This is a genomic window from Amycolatopsis sp. NPDC057786 (assembly GCF_042797905.1).
In the GTDB taxonomy this organism is placed as follows: Bacteria; Actinomycetota; Actinomycetes; order Mycobacteriales; family Pseudonocardiaceae; genus Amycolatopsis.
This window is the reverse complement of the sequence record NZ_JBHVKW010000001.1, coordinates 160,478-179,802: the sequence shown is the minus strand read 5'-3', so window position 1 is coordinate 179,802 and position 19,325 is coordinate 160,478. Positions and strand designations below refer to the sequence as shown.

Genomic DNA, 19,325 nt, shown 5'->3' with positions numbered 1-19,325 from the left:
GGCCCCCTCGCTGACGTGAGGGGGCTTTTTCGTGTCAGTGCGACGTCAGAGCGGTGTCAGGCCGCACCTCGATAGTTGCCTCATGACCAAGAACAGCACTGCCACGATCACCGCCCCCTGGACCGGAATGGTGCCGGTCGACGACACCGCGCTCGCCGTCACCGACACCGGTGGCCCCGGCATCCCGGTCGTCTACCTGAACGGCCAGTTCGCGACCCAGGGCTACTGGCGGCGGGTCCTCGCCGACCTGGGCTCGGACTTCCGCCACATCACCTACGACGAGCGTGCCCGCGGCAAGTCGCGGCGTTCGGCCGACTATTCCATGGAGGCCGCCGTCCGCGACGTCGACGCCGTCCTCGAAGCCAGGGGAGTGGAGCGCGCGCTGGTGGTGGGCTGGTCCTACGGCGCGGTCGTCGCGGCGCACTGGGCCGCCCGGAACCCGGAGCGCGCCCTCGGCGCGGTCCTGGTCGACGGCGCGTTCCCGTACGACTGGCTCGACGACGCCATGGAGCAACGGATCCGGAAAATGTTCAAGCGGCTCAACCTGATCATGCCGCTGCTGCGCCCGACCGGGCTGGCCCCGCGAATGACCGCGGCCCAGCAGGCGGAGAGCAACATCGAACTCGGCAAGCTCTCGCGGGAGGCCGAGCTGGGCCCGGTGCTCGACGGCATCACCGTGCCGACGCGATACGTGCTCGCCTCGGGCACCTCCTTCGGCAGCAAGGGAGACGAGCAGGAACAGATCCGGACCGGGCTCGACGCGGTGACCGTGCGCAACCCGAACATCAAGGTGAGCGCGAAGGTCGAGAGCAACCACGGAGCCTTGCTGCGCAAGGACTTCCCGGCCATTTCGGAAGCCGTTCGCGAGGTCGCCCGGCTCGGCGAATGACTTGCTCCGCCGCACCGGGCAGGGTGCTCCCGATGCCGAAGCCCACACCCCAGGCGAGAGCCCTCGCCGACGGACTGCGAGCCGCGCGGAAGGCCGTCAGACTGGCCGCGACCGAGGTGGCCGACAAACTGGCGTGGTCCCAGTCGACGATCAGCCGGATCGAAACCGGCCTGCGCGCGGCGTCCGCCGAGGAGGTGTCGGCGCTGCTCGCGGTGTATCAGGTGACAGGGGAGCGTCGAGAAGCGCTGCTCTCGCTGTCTCGGGACAGCGGGCCGTGGTGGTTCGCCGACGCTTCCCTCCAGGTGAACACGCTCGCACAGTACGAAAAGGAGGCCACCAAGATCGTTGCCTTCGGGGCGACGCTCCTGCCCGGTCCGCTTCGGACGCCTGCCTACGCGAGGGCTGCGAACTCTTCCGCCACAGTGCTGGGCCAGAAGAGATTTGTCGCCTATATCGACGAAGCGACGCTGCACCGTCAGGTCGGTGGGCCGCTGGTGATGGCGAATCAGCTTCGGCATCTCGTCACGATGGCGGAGCGGTCCACCGTCGAACTCCGGGTCATCCCGTTCGCCGCCGGAGCGCATGCGGGCGATGCCCACGTTCTGCTGGAATTCGGCGACGCACCGCCGGTGGTGTACCTGGAACATCGGCGGTGCGGGCTGTTCCTGCACCGGCCCTGCGATGTCGAGCCCTACCTCCGGTCCACTGTGGACGCCGTCGCGCTGGATCCGGCGCGGTCGGTGCGCCTGATCGAGTCAGTGGTCGAGGCTTGCTCGCAGCGCGGCGACTTTCTGGGCCAGTAACGCGGGTTCTCCGGGCAGGACGGTGATGTACCGGTTCCGGGGAGAACCGCTCACGTGCATGGCCACCCGTCCGGAGCCGAGGTCCAAATAGGAGAGACCGTCCGTGGCCTCTGTGCGCTTTCCCCCGTCAGGGCGCATGGCCGCGGCGAAGAAACCGACACCGAAATAGGGCTGCTCGAACACCTCGTCCAGCTGGCGTGCTTCGCGGCTTCGGGACTCGGGCTCGTCGTAGAGACCGTCCCCGCCGCTGCTGTTGAAGTCGTCCTGAGGCAAGGAGAACGGGGCGAACCGCGCCGGCGGATACTCGGGCAGGTTCATCACGAGCGCGGCCGCGTGGTCGGTGGTCCGTACGCCTTTCAGCCACACGCGGTTCCCCTCGCAGATCGCGGTCACCGCGGCCCGTCCGCGTACGGCGACGAGCACGTTGTACTGTTCCGTCTCCGTTCGCAACGTCGCGTAGTACTCGGTGTTCGGCCGGTCGAGTATGTGCAGGACGTCCTCGAAGTCGCTGGTCAGCCGCTTGCCCTCGGTGAACCCGAGCCCGCCGAGCTCCTCGAACGCCGCCCTGTCCTCGCCGTTCCGCGACGACGGCGGGATATAGCGCAGCCCGCCCGCGAAGATCAGATGCGGATCTCCGCAGCCGGCGTGACGGAACGCGGTCAACAAGGTGTCGAGCGTGATCTCGACCGGGCGCGCGAGCACCACGTGTCTCCCTCCCCTGGGACTGTGGTGCTACTTCTTCTTCTCGCCGATCACCGGCGGCATCGGCTTCTCGGTGTAACCGCCGAAGGTCTCGTCGGGGTCCGGGTTCTGGAGGTACGCGGGAGCCTTCTTCTCCTTGTCCTCCTCGCCCTTCCCGCGAGCGGCGCCGGGCGCCATCGGCATCCCGTTCGCCCCGCCACGACCGGCCGAACCGGCAGCGCCCGCCGCACCACGGCCTGCCACGCCCTCGCCAGGCATGCCGGCGCCGCTTCGGCCACCCATGCCGGGCTGCTGTCCGGGCCCGCCTACTCCACCTGTCCCGCCTGGTCCGCGGAAGCCGCCGCCCGGCCCACCTGGTGACCTGACGCCCGAACCCGGAACCCCGGGGCCGCTCGTTCCCGGGCCGTACCCGGGTGGGAAGGCGCCGGGCGTGTTGTACGTGGGATTCGGCTTGCCGTTCGGCCCGAAGTCGAGGTTCGCCGCCGGTGGCACGACCGGAGTGGTCTGCGGCGGCGTGTACGAATTCGCGCGGGTCCCGTCGTCCGGCAACTGATAGCCGGGATGGTGCTGGCCCGGCTGGGGACCTTGCCCAGGCTGGGGCGCGGTGACACCCGTGCCCGGGCCGTTGGGGCCACTCGGCCCGCCGGTCCCGCTGGGCCCACTCGGACCTCGGTAGGGCTCGCCGACACGGTCTTCGCGTCCGTCGGAGCCGTCACCGAAACCCCTCACGGGCGGCTGCCCGCCGCCTTCGGCCAAGGCGACGCTGCCACCGGGGTCGGTGAGCTGCGCGTACTGGGCGGGCAGCTCGTCACCGTTGGCGGTGCTGGCGGAGTGGTAACTCGCGAAGGTGTCGATGTTGTGCTGGCTGTCGGCCTGGTACCCCTGGACCTTGCTCCAGTAGCTGACCAGGCCGCCGCTCATGGCGGACTTGACGTCCTCGGCAGTCGGCGCGGGCTGCTCGGGCGGCACCGGCTTGACCGAGTTCTTGGCCGTGCCGAAGGCGTCCATCTGCGCGCTGATCGCCGACTGGGCCACGGCTACATGCATGGTGTCATCCATGGCGGCTTCGACGAGAGGCTTGGTTGCGGCAACGGCCGCATCGCTGGCACCGCCTTGCCAGCCGCTGGCGGTCTTCTGACTGAGGGTTGTGATTCTCTGTATGCGCTCCTGATGCCGAGAGGCCAAGCTCGAGGCACCCGCTTGTGCCCTGGACAGCGAGTCGGTGCCTTCACCGGTGGTCACCATTTCGTAGATCTGGCTTGCTGTGAGCGGTCCAGCCGTCATCAGTTGCCCCCTCGGATGGTGGCCAGCACCCTGACTGCGGCTTCACGGGCAGCGTCGCACGGATCCTTCGTGCCGATGTTCGCCGATGACTGCAGCATCGGGATGCCAATCGTTTGGGTGTCGCTGATTCCGAGTGCCACTGAGCACTCGCCTTCAGCACGTTTGTCCTTGTCGCCGTAGGCAGTTACCGGATAGCCCTCGATCGCTTCCAATGGTTCGAGTAGCTGATAGGTCGTGCCCTTGGCCGCGTAGAAGGCAGCGGTACCGCTGTCCGGAATGTCGGGGAAGATCACGTCGATCCGTGGCCTGGTGGTGGAGGGAATGGACCACCTGCAGGCAGGGCCCGCCAAACCCGCCCGAGGAGCGGTCTCGATGTTGGGACCGAGGAGCTCTTCGACCTGGTTTTTGGCGAGAGCGGTGCAGGGGTCCTGTTTGAACCGGGTCACATCGATCGGGTGCTCAACCTTGGGAACGCCGGGGGGCGGGCTTGCCGAGGGCGACGAGCTCGGGCTGGTCCCGCCGCTAGAGGGTTCGGGGGAACCCTTCTGCGGGGTGGAGCAAGCAACGAGAGCGAGGGCGGCCAGGGTGACGATGATGGTGGTGCGTCGCATCAGAGGATGCCTTTCGGCTGTTGGTTGACGGCGGAGGCGGCACGCTCGTCTTCTGAGGCGTACTTGCCGAGAGCGGCGACGTACTTGGCGGCCATGTTCTCGCAGTAGGCAACACGCTGGTCCAGCGCTTCCATGAGAGCTCTGCCGGATTGCCGTGTGATCTCGGCGTTGTCCCCGCTCGCGTACTCCCGTCCCGGAGGCTGGGCCACGGCGATCAGCTCTGCATCGAAACGGTCATCCTGATACTCCTTGGCCAGGTCCGTCCACTCTTTCACCAGCTCGTGGAGGGTCGCCTCGTCGTACTTGAACCCCGCGCCCTGCGCGACAGGCGCCCCATAGGAACCCCCGCTGGGCCGGAATCGATCGACCTCGCTCCAGCGGAGGCCCGGCTCATAGGTCGGCGAACCCTCAGGCACGGCCATGCACCCCCATGGCGCCGAACCGTCCCCCGTTGAATAGCCGAAGCCGCCCCGAAGTCACCGTCGTCATCTGCCCCTCCCGTGGCTACAAGGCGCGTCTCCCCGATGCACCCTGCGTAATCCGACGCCGGGAAGATTACCAGGGTTCCCGAGGCGGTGAACCCGGCTGCATAAAGTCCCGTTCCCCGCTGAATAGCTTCGGCGAACCTGGTGACTATCCGTGAAAATCAATCGTGTGAACTTGCCCCTGGAAACCGGGTTCTTCCTGGTGGACCCGAGGGCGAATTCGCACACTCTGCGTAATGAAGTTTCGAAGAGTGATTCTCGGCGCAGTGCTCCTCGGGCTGCTGGCGGCTTGTGCGGATTCCGTGGATACGCCCCCGCCGCCACCGCAGTTTCCGAAATGGCAGCCGAAACAGCCGCGTCCCGCCGATCGGGACGCGAAGGCTGTCGACGCGGCGCTGGCCGCCCTCGACTTCTGCGAGCTGATCGACCTGGCCGCCTACGACCGCAGGAAGGGAGGCGATACCAGGCCCGTGACGCGCGAGCCCAAGGTGAAGTACGGCAGGAAGACGTGCACTCTCATGCGTGGCGGCTACGAGGCGCTGCTTTACGTCCAGGACGTCGACCCTGGTCACGCGGCACTCCGGAACGACGGAGCCGTCGTCGACCTCGGTGGAGTGAAGGCCTACCAGGTCGAATCCCGTCGCGAGGGGGCGGTCGGCGGCTGTGCGATCACCGTGCCGGTCAGTTTCCAGCGCGCGGTTCAGTTCGAGTTGGGGCTCCAGAGCCGGAGCAAGGACTGCGGACTTCTCCGCGACTTCGCCACCGCCGGAGCCGCGAAGTTGCCCCGTGACCTCGTCTACCCGCCGGACGCCCAGGACAGCGCCCGGGTCGGCGCCTGCGCCGACTGGGTCTCCACCAGCAAGGGCGAGACCTGCGATCCGGCGGTCGAGGCCCAGGTCCCCGCGGGTGCCGACGCGATCCTGGCCGCCGGCGCCGCCGATCCGAACGTCGAGTGCGCGGTGTTCCGTGACGCGGTCAAGAAGACCTTCGGGCCGGAGTTCGAGCCGATCGCGACGCCGGGGTCCTGCTACTTCGTCGAACCGCGCCATCGGGTGCAGATCGAGGCCGGGGCCACCGTGAACGGCGGCGCGCCCGGCGACTGGCACGCGGATCCGAACGGCACCTTCAAGGACCATCGTCAGCACTCGTTCAGCGGGAATCCGGGAGTCACCCTTCGCAACAAGGACGACAGCGGATTCCTCATGTACGTCTCGCCGTTCGGGAATCTCGGCTCGCGCGGGCATGTCCGGTTGCTGCTTTCGTCGCAGCGGGAACGGGGGATCGACGAATGGCCGCGGTCCAGGGCGCTCCCGGCCGTGGAGATCGCCAAGGCGCATGCCGTGATGGAGCTCGTGATGGCGACCCACTTTCGGGTGGCCAGGTGACGTCCGCCCCGTCGTAAGCTTTCTCCATGTACATCGAGCGGGTCCGGCTGGAGAACATCCGCGGCTTCAGCGGCGCCCGCGCCGTCGACCTCCGGCTGCCCGGCCCCGGCTGGGTGGTCCTCGCGGGGCGCAACGGTTCCGGCAAGACCTCGCTCCTTCGCGCCATCGCGGTCGCGGCGGCGCCGGACGTCGCGTGGGGCCTGTTGTCGGACGCCGGCAGCTGGATCTCGAACGATCAGACGTCCGGGTCGATCGAGCTGTCGGTGATGCGAGAGGAGGGCCCGGCGCCGGTCGAAGTCCGCTGGCTCGATTCCGGCCTGCTGCCGATCTCCGGCCTTCCGCCGGGCCAGCCGTTCTGCGCGGCGTACGGGCCGTTCCGGCGGCTCGCGGGCGGGAGCGGCGAGGCCGAGTCGTGGATGCGCGGCGCGGGATCGCTGGCGCGGATGGCCAGCCTCTTCCACGAAGACGCCTCGCTCGCCGAGGGCGTCACCTGGCTGATCAATCAGCATCTCCGGGCCCTGGAAGGAAAAGCGGGCGCCCGTGAGCTGAAGGACGCGGCGCTGGAGATCCTCGGTGACGGTCTCCTGCCCGGCGGCTACCGGATCAGGGACGTCGATTCGGACGGGCTCTGGGTCGAGTACCGGGGCGACCGGTTCCCGCTGCGCGAGATGAGCGACGGTTACCGCACGGTGACCGCGCTCGTGGTCGACCTGCTCAAACAACTCGACGGCGCCGGCCTCGACCACGAGAGTCCCGGTGTCGTGATCATCGACGAGGTCGACGCGCATCTCCACGTGTCGTGGCAGAAACGCATGGGATCGTGGTTCAAGGCGCATTTCCCGCGGATCCAGTTCATCGTCACCACGCACAGCCCCTACGTCTGCCAGGCCGCCGACCCTGGCGGCCTCATCCGGCTTTCGGGGCCCGACGAGGACGTCCCGCCGCGCGTGGTCTCCGAGGAGCTGTACGAGCGGGTCGTGTTCGGCTCCGGCGACGACGCCGTGCTGTCCGACCTTTTCGGCTTGGACACGCCGTATTCGCCGCAGGCGGTCGAATTGCGGGAGCATCTGGCGGAGCTGGAGTTCCAGGTGGCTTCCGGCCGCGCGGACGCGAACGGCGTCCGGGAATGGGAACGCCTGCGGGGCATGCTGAGCAGTTCGCCGCCGAGCCGGGTCGACGAGGTGGCCAGGCGGTTCGAGGCCGACGATCGGTGATCGGGATCCGCCGGATCGCGCTGCCGGGGCGGGTGGTGGCCGATCTCGAAGAGCTGACGGCGCGGATCCCTTCCGGTGACACGAAAGAAGCCCGGCGACTCTGGCGGGTTTCGCGTGCTGTGCGGCGTTCCCTGCGGGCGGGTCTGGACGTGATGGCCGCCGGCCGCGGCTACTGCATGTACTGCGGCGACGGTCTCGGGTCCACTGTGGACCATTTCGAGCCGATCGCGCGGAATCCGGGGCGCGCGTTCGACTGGCTCAACCACGTGCTCGCCTGCGAGTACTGCAACAGCCACCACAAACGCGACCTGTTCCCGGTGGACGAAGACGGCAACAGTCTGCTCATCGATCCGACCGCCGAAGATCCGCTGGAGCACCTGTTCCTGGTGCTGTCGATCGGGACCTACCGCGCGCTGACCGACAAGGGCGAACAGACCATCAAGGTGTGCGGGCTCAATCGCGCGCAACTGGCGCGGGGGCGGGAAACGGCGGTCAACCAGGTGAGCGCGCTCGTCATGGGCTGGTGGGCCGCGCGCGAACTGGGAGACGACGGGAAGCGGCGCGCGATGGTCTGGACCCTGCTCGACCAGCCGCACGCCGACGTCCTCCACGCGATGCTCCGGCAGGCGGGGATGCCGGGAGCCCGCGCCGTGTTCCGGGCGGACGACGGGCTCATCGAGCTGCTTCGCGCCCCGGAACTCGCCGAAGATCTTCAGCTCTCCGGCGGCGCGGTGTAGGCGGCCAAGGTGGCGTCGGCGCGGGTGCGGGCGGTGGCCGCGTCCGTCCCGTTGGCGACGTCGGCCTCGTACCAGGCCTCGTTGCTCAGTGTCATGAACCGCGCGCCCTCTTCGCCGGTCATCCAGGCCATGGCGGCCTCGGGGTCGACGGCCTCGCCGGATTCGAGGTGGAGCGCGAGCCCGTGCAGCATCATGTCCCAGCCGATGCCCACGGCACCGGGACCGAACTGGTTCCAGTGCTCGTTGGGGACGGCGGTGTGGTCGAGTTCGAACCGGGTGCGCCCGTCGGCTTCGGGGCTCAGCCGGAGCTCGATCCAGCTGACGTCGCCGCCGTATTCCCAGGTCGCCGCGAAGCTCTTCGGCGGGTCGCAGCGCTCGATCGTTCCGCCCGCGTTGCCTTCGAGCTGGTACTTGCCGCCGACGCGCAGATCGCCGCTGATCGGCAGGAACCAGCGCGGGATGCGCTCGGGATCGGTGCAGGCGTCCCAAAGGTCGTCGAGGCCGGTGTCGTAGACCTGGCTGACGGTGGCCGTCACCGCCTCGCCCGCTTCGACCACGCGCTTGCCCAGCCTGCGCTGGACGGAGTTGATCTGGCTGGTCACGTCGACCATCGGTGCCTCCTCGGCTCGGTTGCCGACAAGATATCAGTAGTGACTTATATAAGCCAGAATGGAAAAGGGGCGCCCGGTGAGTCCCGGACGCCCCTTTCCCGGCGGGTTGGCTTACGGAGTGGGGGAGCAGGCAGTGCGCCCGACGACCACTTCGCCGGTGATGTTCGAGCCGGGGGCGAACTTGATCCGCAGCATGGTCAGCCCGATGCTGCCGTTGCCCGGCAAGGTCTGCTCGTTGAAGATCGCTTCGGCGAGCAGGGTGCCGTTGGACTTGGTGATCGGCTTGACGTGGCCGACCGGCACCGGTGACGGAAGGGTGCCGAGCCCTGTCGCGCCACCGTAGGTCCAGCTCGCGTTGGTGCTGGTCTGGGTCGCCGTGCAGCTGACCGAGTAGGACCTGATCTTGATCCGCGGCCCGCCCGTCGAGACCAGCGCCGACAGCTCGAAGTTCTGCCCCTTGGCCTCCGACTTCGTCGTGGTGACGTCGTTCTCGGGGTCGACGACGGTGGTCGTGCACGTCGACGTGCCGCCACCGAACGTGATCCCGGTCCTGGTCACGACCCCGGACGAGTTGCTCGTCGGTCCCTCGACCGCGCAGTCGGCGAGCGAGGCGATCGAGATCGGCGCCGAGGTCCCCTTGGTGAAGGCGGCGGAGCCGAGCGAGGCCACACCCGCGGGGTTCGACGCGGCGGCCGGGGTCACCCCGGCACCGAGACCCGCCAGCAGCAGCGCGCCGACCAGGCCTGCCCGGCTTGCGATGGTGATGCGCATTCCACGTCCTCCTCACGTGACGGAGAGCGAGCCGGTTGGCCGTTCTTCCTTTGTCATCACTATCTGCGTGTCGGATTCGCCCGTTGCGCGCGTGACGGTCGTTTCACTCGACCGTGGATCATGGGCACCCGTTGGATATCCGGGTTCGTATCCGGATACAGGTCTGTATATTCGAGGGCATGCCGACCTACCGCGTCCTCGTCAACGGCAAGTTCGACCACCCGGACGCCGACACCCGCGCCAGGCTGCTCGCCGAGCTTGATCGGCACCAGGCGATGGGGTTCACCGAGGACGGCCTGCTCACCTACAGCGCGCACCTCGGCGCGTTCACCTTCCGCATCACGCTGCGGGGCGAAGAGGAACGCGACGTGCTCGACGAAGCCGAGCTGAAGGTCATGGAACTGCTGGACGCCAAGGGTTATCCGTACCGCGACGTCGCGGGCAAGGCGACCTGCATGGACGACATCAAGATCCGCCGCCGTTAGACCACGTGTCCGGAATGAACGGGCTTGGCTCGCCGACGTGTGAGACGTAGAGCATGTCCCGGTGCCTGGTCGTGGCTACGAACAGTAGACAGCGCTCACGCTGAGTGTCTTGCTCGTGCGTCGCTGGATCGTCGTCTGCCGAAGTAACGGCGGCTGGTAGCGGCACGGAGTCGTGATCGACACCGACAACGGCACCGCACCTGAACTCGAGCCCCTTCATCCCATGCATGGTTTCGACGCGCACTTGGTCGAATCCAGCGTCCTTCAGGGCCTCGCGTACCTCTTGTACCCCGGCGTGGGTTCTGGCGGCTACTCCGATGGAATTCGGCTCGATGCCATCTTGCAGCCATTGCTGGACTTGTTCGACGAGCCCGGTGAGCTCCGACCTCCGGTCGGGGAAACGGCGGGGGACTGGTCGGCGCCCATGAAGCTGTGAGCGGTATCCGATCAAACCGTCAGGCTCATCGTCCAGGCCGGTGGCCGGAGTCTTGTCGAGCAGCTTCCGTGCCCAGTCCAGGATTTCCTGAGTTGTCCGGTAGCTGACGACAAGGCGTTTGCTGCGTCCACGGACCTTGATGCCGAGGCTGTTCAGTGAGACGCGGTTGTCGTAGATCCGCTGGTTGGGGTCACTGACGATGAACAGGTCGTCGGGCTGGCTAGGGACCAGTTGGCGCAGTAACCGCCACTGGCTCGGGTGGAGATCCTGCCCCTCGTCAACTAGGACATGCCGATAGTGAGTGCGTCGCTGGGCCGCCAGGATTCGAGTCGCGTCGGCGACGATCTGGGTATGTGTCCGCTGGTCCTTCTCCCTTAGGCGATCCAGGAAGAAGGAGATGCCAGTCCATACCGTCTCGCGCGGAACACGTAGCCTGCCACGTCCGCGACGCTCGCAGACGAGGTACGTCTCGCGATCAGGCAGGTCCTGGGCGAGGACAACTTGCTCCCACTCGCTCTCCAGGAACTTCGCCGATACTGCTCCGGCTATGTGCCGGGACGCGGCTTGCCAGAGCCGATTCTTCTCCCAGCCGTCTATGATTTTGGGATGTGCGCGTTCGTGATGACGAACGATCTGATAAGCCTCGCTGTTGACGGTTGACACGCGAATTCGAGACAGGAGGTTCTGGTCTTTGACCAGAAGCCCGAGCTGCTCCCGCAGCGCGTCTGCGAGATTGTTCGTGTAGGTGGTGACCAAGATGTCAGTCGATTTGCCGGCATGCAGCCGTCGGGCCAGAAACGCGGCCCGGTGCACGAGGGTCACAGTCTTGCCAGTGCCGGCGCCACCAGTTACCAAGGCCGGACCAGTAAACATCGCGCGGTAGGCCACGTTCTCCTGGCGAAAATGCAGGTAGGTGCGCCACAGTGCGAAGGGATTGCCGAGCATGTCCGCGAGTTCTTCCGGCCCGGAGACGGTCGTGAACTTGTCAGGCATTCGTTCGATGGCCGCGCTGAGATCCGTTGGATCGATCTCGGCAGCGGGCTTGTCGTTGAATCGACGGTCACACAGCAGTTGCCAGGCCTCGTCTGCGGTGTACCCCATTGCCAACGTTTCAAGCGCTTCGTACTGCGCCTCGGGCAACAGGTTGGCCAGAGGGGCGAGGTGTGCGTCCGACACCATCACCCTGACCAGGGGAAGGATCTGGGCATCGATACCGAGCTTGATCAGCTCCTTGTCCTTGACATGTCCGAACAAGCGCTCATGAGCTGTGGAGGCGTCAGCACGGAGGACCGGTTCGATATGCTCCAGCGCGGTCTGATCTCTGGCTTCAAGTACGCCGAACGCCTCGTTCACTGTGAACACTTTGCCGACTGCGTATCGGATCGCGTCGTCGTGTGGCAACACAGTGAGGAGGACGTAGGTGTCACCGGAGTCGGGTGCGAGGACCACGCCGCGCCAGAATTTGTTGATTCTGATCGTGCGAATCTGCGGATCCCGCGCACCTTCGAGCTTCTCGAGATGGATTCCGGCGTGAGTGTGCTCGCTGAAGGTCGACAGGACTTTCCGTACACCGGTTTGGACGGATCTCTCCAAGGTGGCGTAGTTCTTCAGAAAGTCCGCGGCGATCGACAAACTTGGCACCTGGCCCCCTCGGCTCGGTAACGCTCCCTGCGCAGGCTACGACTGTTCGGTCACGCATGGTATCCAGGTGTGAGATCTTGTAGTGGATTCAGGGGAGGCAACGTGGGGTCGGCTGCTCAAACGGCGGAGGGTGGGGAAGCCACGATCGGTGTTCCAGCACCTGGGCAGCTGGTCACGGTGAGAAACCGGCAGTGGATCGCGGCGGAGATCGTCCGTAGCGAGGTCACCAGCGGTGATCCGCACGTGATCGCCGATCGTGCGACGCACCTGGTCACGCTGGCCAGTATCGAGGACGACACGCGGGACGAGGAGTTACGGGTCGTCTGGGAGCTGGAACCCGCCGCCGCGGTGCACGACTCAGCGGTACTGCCAAGCCCCGAACAAGGCTTCGACGAGCCAACCGAGCTGGCGGCTTTTCTGCACGCTGTGCGCTGGGGGGCGATTGCCTCGGCCGACACGACCGCGCTGCAGGCGCCCTTCAGATCCGGGATCCAGATTGAGGACTATCAGCTCGATCCGGTTGTCCGAGCGCTCTCCATGCCGAGAACCAATCTGCTGATCGCCGACGATGTCGGCTTGGGAAAGACGATCGAAGCTGGGCTGGTCATGCAGGAACTCTTCCTGCGGCACCGGGCTCGCACCATGATGATCGTCTGTCCGGCCGGGCTGACCTTCCAGTGGCGCGACGAGATGCGGGAGAAGTTTGGCCTCGACTTCCGGATCGTCGACGCGGACCTGTTGAAGAAGCTCCGGCGGCAGCGGGGGCTCTACGTGAACCCGTGGACGCACTATCCGCGGCTGATCGTCAGTGTCGATTGGCTGAAACGGGACCGCCCTATGCGCTTGCTGCGCGAGGTGCTGCCCGTGTCGCCGCGCTATCCGCGGGCTTTCGACCTGCTCGTGGTAGACGAGGTGCACAGCTGTGCGCCATCAGGGAGGGGCAAGTACGCCGTCGACTCCCTTCGAACCAAAGCTATCCGCGCGCTCGCACCACATTGCGAGCATCGACTCTTCCTGTCTGCCACTCCGCATAACGGATATCTCGAGTCCTTCACCGCGTTGCTGGAGATGCTCGACGACCAACGATTCGCCAGAGGGGTAAAGCCGACTGACGAGCAACTGGCGAAGATCATGGTACGTCGGCTCAAACGGACCTTGCCGAAGAAATGGGACGGCAGTGACCGTTTCAGCGGTCGGAAGATCCACTACCTCGAGCTTGACTATTCCGAGGATGAACGCGACGCACATGCTCTTCTAAGGCGCTACTCGGCGAGCCGTCGGGACACGGTGGCGGGTCACAAGGCCTCCAAGTCGGCGGCTGACTTTGTGACCACGCTCTTGAAGCGGCGCATGTTTTCGTCGCCCAAGGCTCTGGCGGAGACGGTCGAGACGCATTTGGAGACCATGGACGGCCGCGAGCGAGATCAGCAGAAGGCCGGTGGTCAGCAGATTCTCCGGACCACGATCGAACGGCTCGACGAGACCGCGGAGGACGACGCGGCGTACGCCGAGGCCGAGACCGCGGCGCTCACCGCGGCGCGGAACTGTGCGCCTCCGCTGACATCGGACGAACGGGCCATGCTCGTTGAGCTCAAGAGCTGGGCACTTGGCGCACAAGACCGGCCCGACGCCAAATTCCGGGAATTGCTCGGCTGGCTGGACCCGATCGTGCGATCTGACGGTGATTGGACTGACCAGCGGGTCATCGTGTTCACCGAGTACCGGGATACCCAGCGCTGGCTGGAGGACAGGCTGATCTCGGCCGGCTATCCGGCTGAACGGCTGGAGCTCCTTTACGGCGGACAGGACGAGCAGAAGCGCGAAGAGATCAAGAACCGGTTCACCGCCGAGCCGGAGTTGGATCCGGTCCGGGTCTTGATCGCGACGGACGCGGCGAGCGAAGGTATCAACCTCCAGCGACACTGCCATCGTGTCCTGCACTGGGAGATCCCATGGAATCCCAATCGCCTCGAACAGCGAAACGGCCGGGTCGATCGGCACGGGCAGCGAGCGGCGGAGGTGGAGATCCGGCATTTCGTGCCCGCAGGCTGGCAGGACACCACGTTTAGTGAGGGATCACTCGAGGACGAGCTGGACTTCTTGCGGATCGCGGTGGAAAAGGTCGACCGCATCCGGGAGGACCTGGGCAGTGCGGGTGACGTGATATCCGCGCAGGTGGAGCGCAAAATGCTCGGGGGAGAGCCGGAGTGGGTGGCGGTTGACGACGAGATTGCGAAACGAGCCTCCCGTGCACGCTTGAAGGTGGAACGTGACCTGGCCCGTGACCTCCAGCGACTGACCGAGACTCTTGCCGGGAGCCGCGCTGAGCTGGACCTCACGCCGGACACTGTCGAGCAGGTTGTCCGGACCGGTCTCCGGCTGGCACATCGGCGTGACTTACAACCGGCTACGGCTCCAAAGGGTTTTGCGGCGCCGGTGTTCCGGCTGCCGGAGTTGCCCGGTGCGTGGGCGGCCGCGCGCAACACCGGGCTGTACCACCCGCTTACCGGCAACGAGAGGCCGGTGACCTTCGACCAGGACGCCGTCACCGGACACGACGACGTTGTGCTGCTCCATCTAGGACATCAGTTGGTACAGATGTGTCTGCGGCTCCTTCGTGCGGAACTGTGGGCGCAGGCGAGAGGCAGTGGCGCGAGCAAGCTCAGCAGGGTCACCGCCAGGGTCGTGCCTGGCGACGTGTTGCTCATGCCTGCTGTGGTGGCCCACGGTCGGGTGGTCGTGACCGGCGCGGAGGGGACCCGGTTGCACGAAGAAGTCATGGCCGCTGGTGGGTTGATCGACGAGGGCAAACTTCGGCGGGCCAACGCCGAGGACATAACGTCATGGCTCGCGGCCGCGTCGAGCACGCCGGTGCCCGAAGAGTTCCGGTCCCGGTTGGCCGACCTGTGGCCGGAGTTGTCCGATCCGCTCGCCAAACTGCTTTCCCGCCGGGCCGCGGACCGGACACGGAGTATGGAAGCGTTGCTACGTAAACGTTGTGATGAGGAGGTCGCTGGGATCAGCGCTGTGCTCGATGAGCTGGCGCAGTCGATCAGGCAGGCCCTCGACGCGACCGACCAGTGGCAGCAGGGCAGCCTGTTCAGCCTGCTTGACCAGGAAGAACGCGATCAGCTGCATACCGATCATGACTCGTTGATCAACAGGTTGGAGATGATCCCGGACCAGCGTGAGGGCGAGAGCGCCGCACTACGCCGCCGCTACGCCGATCCGGTCGCTCGTTGGTTCCCAGCGGCGGTCGAATTCCTTGTCCCGGAGTCACTCGTCAAGGGAGGCTTGTGATGGTGGCCAAGCCCAAGGTGCCGCGCCCACCCACTATCGCCGAGCAGCATTCGGAGTGGCTTTCACTGGTTCGTCCCGAAGGTCCGTTCCTGGCGTTGCCGGTGCTCACGACGGTGTTTCCGCAGGGCCTCGACGTCATTCCCAAGGAAGCTCTGCGCCGTGTCCGCCAGGCATGGACCGAAGTGTCCGAGCTTCCTGACCTGCGTGGATCGGCATGGCAGGACCTGGTCTTGACCGAAGTGCTCGGCTTTCCAGCTGCGATGCTCAGCGACAGCGTCGGATCGGCGGAGTTCGGGGCGACGCGCCCGGACGCCGCTCTCGGCGTCGGTGGAGCGACCCGTATGTACCTCTACCGCAGGCCCTTCGGCGAGCCGCTGACCGCGTCGGTTCGCGGCGTGCCCGCCTTGTCCGAACGCGCCGCGCAGGTCTGCCGTGATACGCGAATCCCCCTGGCGCTCCTGACGAATGGGCAGCTCTGGGTGCTGGTTCATGCGCTGCCGGGCGAGACCACCAGTACTGCGGTGTTCGACGCCGACCTGTGGTCGGAAGAACCCGCACTGCTGCGGGCGTTCGCGTCTCTTTGCGCAGCTACCCGTGTACTACCGGCGCCGACTCTGGCGGACGGAATGCCTTCCACCAGTTTGGCCGGGATCTTCGCGCGCAGCGCGGACGAGCACACGCATGTCACCACCACATTGGGGCTCCAGGTTCGGCAGGCCGTCGAGCTGTTCGTCGCTGAGCTGGCGTTACGGGACCGGGAAACTAGCGGTGCCGTCCTCGCCGATGTGCCTGAGCGGGATATCTATCGCGGCGCACTGACCGTGCTGATGCGGCTGGTCTTCGTGCTTTCGGCAGAGGAACAGCGGCTGCTTCCCGTAACCGATCCGATCTACGCACAGGGTTACGCCGTCTCGACGTTGCACGAGCAGTTGACGATCGAACGCAGTATGTACGGCGATGAGGTCGCGGATCGCCGACGAGCGGCTTGGCCGAGGCTGCTGGCATTGTTCTCTGCGATCCACGACGGCTGCGAGCATCCGGATCTTCGAATCCCGGCATACGGCGGATCTCTGTTCAACCCGCGCACGTATCCGTGGCTGTCCGTGGCCGAGATCAGCGATCAGGTGATCCACGAGATCCTGGACGCCTTGCTGGTGTTGAAACACAAGGGCAAGGCTCCCGAGCCGCTCAGCTACGCGCGGTTGGGTGTCGAGCAGATCGGGCACGTTTACGAAGGTCTGCTGGAGTTCTCCTGTTTGAAGGTGACGGAGCCGTACGTCGGGCTTCGCGGCAAGGTGGAGCCCGAGTTGCCCTTGCGTGAAGTCGAAGACATGGACGACGAGGCGCTCCGTGCATTGTGCGATGCGACGCCGAAGCAGTTCGGTAAGTGGCAGGCCGCGGAGCCGACGCTTGACGAGCTCGCCGACCTGCGAGCCGCGTTCGACAACGACGACGAACTCGCCGAGCGGGCGCGGCCGTTCTGGGGACTGCTACGCCCGGATCTCCGTGGCAAGCCAACGGTCTTTCCCGCCGGCTCAGTGCTGTTTACGCAGGTCGGTGACCGCCGTTCGACGGGCACGCACTACACACCGCGCAAACTGGCGGACGAAGTCGTCGAACACACCTTGGCGCCGCTATGCCATGACCCCGGACCGGCGCAGGGTGCCGCTCCGGTGGACTGGCGGGTTAAGCCTGCCGACGAGCTGCTTCGGCTGAACGTCGTCGACCCGGCAATGGGCTCTGGTGCGTTCCTCGTGTCGGCCTGTCGTTACCTGGCGGAACGCGTGGTCCAGGCTTGGGAACGAGACGGCGTGCCTGCCGAGATCTCCTCGCTGCTGGGCTCCGGTGACGAGCGTGATGGGCTGCTGCTGGCTGCGCGGCGAGTGGTGGCTTCTCGTTGCCTGTACGGCGTCGATCGCGACGACATGGCGGTCGAGCTGGCGAAACTGTCGCTGTGGTTGGTGACTCTGGCCAAGGACAAGCCTTTCGGTTTCCTCAACCACTCGTTGCGGTGTGGGGATTCGTTGGTGGGTCTGGTGTCGGATCGCCAGGTGGCCGCCTTCCATCTGGATGCTTCGGCTGGAACTGAGCACAGCACGAACCTATTCCGCTACCTCAACGAGCACCTCGCTCTTGTGCTCAGTGACGCGGCGGATCTTCGGAGGCAGATCGAGTCGAGTGTTGTCCAGGATGCGCGAGACGCCGCGGAGAAGGCGGAGCAGCTCGCCAACGCTGAATGGATGACGCGCAAGCTGCGGGTCGCAGCTGATGCGGTGGTTGGAGCCGCTTTGTCCACCGCCGGGCAGGCGGTCTTGTATGACGGCCGGTTGGACATGGTAGCGACCGATGTCGACCTGCTACTGAGTGAAGAGGTATCGCATTCTTCAGTTGAACAGGAGCTGCGGGCACAGGTTGATTCTTGGTTACAAGGGGAGAGGTCGACGCCAATCAGGCCGTTGCACTGGCCGCTGGAGTTTCCTGAGGTGATGAGCCGAGGCGGCTTCGACGCCGTCGTCGGCAACCCACCGTTCATCGGTGGGCAACGGCTGACCAGCGCGATTGGGAAGGACGTTCGTGAGTACCTGGTCGATCACATCGGGCGAGGGCGGCGGGGGAGTGCTGATCTCTGTTCGTACTTCCTTCTGCGCAATGTGGACATCGCGTCCGGCGGACGGGTCGGCATAATCGCGACGAACACTATTGCTCAAGGTGATACTCGCGAGGTCGGACTCGACCAGGTAGTTGCGCGTGGCCGGAACGTATACCGTGCAGTCAAGTCGCAGCGATGGCCGGGCACGGCTTCGCTTGAGGTTTCGCTGGTGTGGTTGGGTGCTACGGCGCTGGGTGAGGCCATCGAGCTCGATGGCCGTCAGGTCCATGCCATCACCCCATCCCTGGACCCGCGATCGCGAGTCCAGGGATACCCGCATCGATTGGCTGCCAATGCTGAGCAGTCATTTATCGGGTCTTATGTCCTTGGTATGGGTTTCATCATGTCTCCGGAGGAGGCGCGCGCTCTCATCGAGAAGGACTCCCGCAATAAGGAGGTTCTCTTCCCCTATGCGGGGGGTGAGGATCTTAACTCGAGTTTCGATGGTTCGACTCCGCGCTGGGTGATCAACTTTCGCGACTGGAACATCGAGACGGCTCGTCAATATAGGGATTGCTTCTCGATTGTTGAAGAGCGGGTGAAGCCTTTTCGATTAGAAAATAACCGAAAAGTATACCGAGAATATTGGTGGCAATACGCGGAAAAGCGTCCTGCCATGCAAGAAGCGATTGCTGGCCTTGATAGACTTCTGGTTATCGCCAGGGTTAGTAGTACGGGAATCGCAGTCCTTGTGTCGGCTGGTCAAGTGTTGAACGAAAAGGTTGTCATTTTCGCATCCAATGCTGTTGCGCGATTGGCTTTGTTGAATTCGCAGATCCACATTTTATGGGCTTGGAAGTACTCGGCGACCTTGAAGAAGGACCTGCAGTACACCCCATCTGATTGCTTTGAGACTTTTCCGCAGCCGGAGTTGACGGAGCGGATGGATCGGGTAGGCAAGGAGCTGGACGAGTTCAGGCGGTCCGTGATGCTGGGCCGTCAGCTCGGACTGACCAAGCTGTACAACCTGGTGCACAACGAGTCTGTCACGGACGAGGACATCCAACGTCTGCGAGACATCCACACCGAGATCGACCTGGCCACCGCCGAAGCCTACGGCTGGGACGACCTCGACCTAGGCCACGGTTACCACCAGACCCGGCAGGGGAAGCGATTCACGATCGCGCCGGACGTCCAGGTGGAGGTGCTCGATCGGCTCCTTGAACTCAACCACGAGCGGTACGCCGAGGAAGTACGCCAGGGCTTGCACGACAAGAAGAAGGCAAAGCCGAAGCGCGCCAAGAAAGCTGTCGAGGAACAGCCATCGTTGGATGGTCTGTTTCAGCCCGACGGCACGCTCTTCTGAGTAGTAGGAGGAACT

15 protein-coding genes are annotated in these 19,325 nt (G+C 65.5%); 8 read left to right on the top strand and 7 right to left on the bottom strand.

What is annotated here, in order from left to right:
- Positions 1-82 precede the first annotated feature (82 nt).
- Together ACFVM3_RS00880 and ACFVM3_RS00875 are read left to right on the top strand one after the other, a co-directional pair.
- Positions 83-889, top strand: a complete 807-nt coding sequence (locus tag ACFVM3_RS00880; RefSeq protein ID WP_378434345.1) for an alpha/beta fold hydrolase — start codon at positions 83-85, stop codon at positions 887-889.
- Positions 890-921: 32 nt separating this feature from the next.
- A complete protein-coding gene (locus ACFVM3_RS00875; protein WP_378434343.1) occupies positions 922-1,692 on the top strand; it encodes a helix-turn-helix domain-containing protein in 771 nt (256 codons plus the stop codon).
- Here the strand turns inward: ACFVM3_RS00875 and ACFVM3_RS00870 are convergent.
- The 4 genes from ACFVM3_RS00870 to ACFVM3_RS00855 are packed head-to-tail and all read right to left on the bottom strand — an operon-like array spanning position 1,645 to position 4,711.
- Complete coding sequence (locus tag ACFVM3_RS00870) at positions 1,645-2,397, bottom strand: ESX secretion-associated protein EspG (RefSeq protein ID WP_378434341.1); 753 nt, start codon at positions 2,395-2,397, stop codon at positions 1,645-1,647. The two genes, ACFVM3_RS00875 and ACFVM3_RS00870, sit on opposite strands and share 48 nt — an antisense overlap.
- A 27-nt stretch (positions 2,398-2,424) precedes the next feature.
- Positions 2,425-3,639: a PPE domain-containing protein gene (locus ACFVM3_RS00865; protein ID WP_378434590.1), complete on the bottom strand. Its 1,215-nt coding sequence runs from the start codon at positions 3,637-3,639 to the stop codon at positions 2,425-2,427.
- A gap of 38 nt (positions 3,640-3,677) precedes the next feature.
- Entirely contained in the window at positions 3,678-4,289 is a 612-nt protein-coding gene (locus tag ACFVM3_RS00860) for a DUF3558 domain-containing protein (protein ID WP_378434339.1), read from the bottom strand.
- Positions 4,289-4,711: a hypothetical protein gene (locus ACFVM3_RS00855; RefSeq protein WP_378434337.1), complete on the bottom strand. Its 423-nt coding sequence runs from the start codon at positions 4,709-4,711 to the stop codon at positions 4,289-4,291. The genes ACFVM3_RS00860 and ACFVM3_RS00855 overlap by 1 nt, the downstream gene beginning before the upstream one ends.
- Before the next feature lie 299 nt (positions 4,712-5,010).
- On the opposite strand from ACFVM3_RS00855, the gene ACFVM3_RS00850 reads away from it, so the two are divergent.
- From ACFVM3_RS00850 to ACFVM3_RS00840, 3 genes are read left to right on the top strand one after another with little or no spacing between them, the layout of a single operon-like run.
- Complete coding sequence (locus ACFVM3_RS00850) at positions 5,011-6,159, top strand: hypothetical protein (RefSeq protein WP_378434335.1); 1,149 nt, start codon at positions 5,011-5,013, stop codon at positions 6,157-6,159.
- 26 nt (positions 6,160-6,185) lie between these two features.
- Positions 6,186-7,373: an AAA family ATPase gene (locus ACFVM3_RS00845; protein WP_034310707.1), complete on the top strand. Its 1,188-nt coding sequence runs from the start codon at positions 6,186-6,188 to the stop codon at positions 7,371-7,373.
- Positions 7,370-8,110, top strand: a complete 741-nt coding sequence (locus ACFVM3_RS00840; RefSeq protein WP_378434333.1) for an HNH endonuclease — start codon at positions 7,370-7,372, stop codon at positions 8,108-8,110. Before ACFVM3_RS00845 ends, ACFVM3_RS00840 begins: the two co-directional genes overlap by 4 nt.
- Here ACFVM3_RS00840 and ACFVM3_RS00835 read toward each other — a convergent pair.
- Complete coding sequence (locus ACFVM3_RS00835; protein WP_378434331.1) at positions 8,086-8,721, bottom strand: SRPBCC family protein; 636 nt, start codon at positions 8,719-8,721, stop codon at positions 8,086-8,088. The two genes, ACFVM3_RS00840 and ACFVM3_RS00835, sit on opposite strands and share 25 nt — an antisense overlap.
- A 111-nt stretch (positions 8,722-8,832) precedes the next feature.
- Complete coding sequence (locus ACFVM3_RS00830) at positions 8,833-9,492, bottom strand: hypothetical protein (RefSeq protein WP_378434329.1); 660 nt, start codon at positions 9,490-9,492, stop codon at positions 8,833-8,835.
- A 179-nt stretch (positions 9,493-9,671) separates the two neighbouring features.
- Between ACFVM3_RS00830 and ACFVM3_RS00825 the strand changes: the two genes are divergently transcribed.
- The gene (locus ACFVM3_RS00825) at positions 9,672-9,977 is read left to right on the top strand and encodes a DUF6204 family protein (RefSeq protein WP_378434327.1); all 306 of its coding nucleotides are present in this window, start codon (positions 9,672-9,674) and stop codon (positions 9,975-9,977) included.
- Here ACFVM3_RS00825 and ACFVM3_RS00820 read toward each other — a convergent pair.
- Entirely contained in the window at positions 9,958-12,045 is a 2,088-nt protein-coding gene (locus ACFVM3_RS00820) for a UvrD-helicase domain-containing protein (RefSeq protein ID WP_378434325.1), read from the bottom strand. The two genes, ACFVM3_RS00825 and ACFVM3_RS00820, sit on opposite strands and share 20 nt — an antisense overlap.
- 111 nt (positions 12,046-12,156) lie before the next feature.
- Here ACFVM3_RS00820 and drmD point away from each other — a divergent pair, with 111 nt between their 5' ends.
- Both drmD and ACFVM3_RS00810 read left to right on the top strand, forming a co-directional pair.
- The gene (drmD, locus tag ACFVM3_RS00815; RefSeq protein ID WP_378434323.1) at positions 12,157-15,354 is read left to right on the top strand and encodes a DISARM system SNF2-like helicase DrmD; all 3,198 of its coding nucleotides are present in this window, start codon (positions 12,157-12,159) and stop codon (positions 15,352-15,354) included.
- Positions 15,354-19,310, top strand: coding sequence for an Eco57I restriction-modification methylase domain-containing protein (locus ACFVM3_RS00810; protein ID WP_378434321.1), 3,957 nt, complete (start codon positions 15,354-15,356; stop codon positions 19,308-19,310). Before drmD ends, ACFVM3_RS00810 begins: the two co-directional genes overlap by 1 nt.
- The last annotated feature ends 15 nt before the right edge of the window (positions 19,311-19,325 follow it).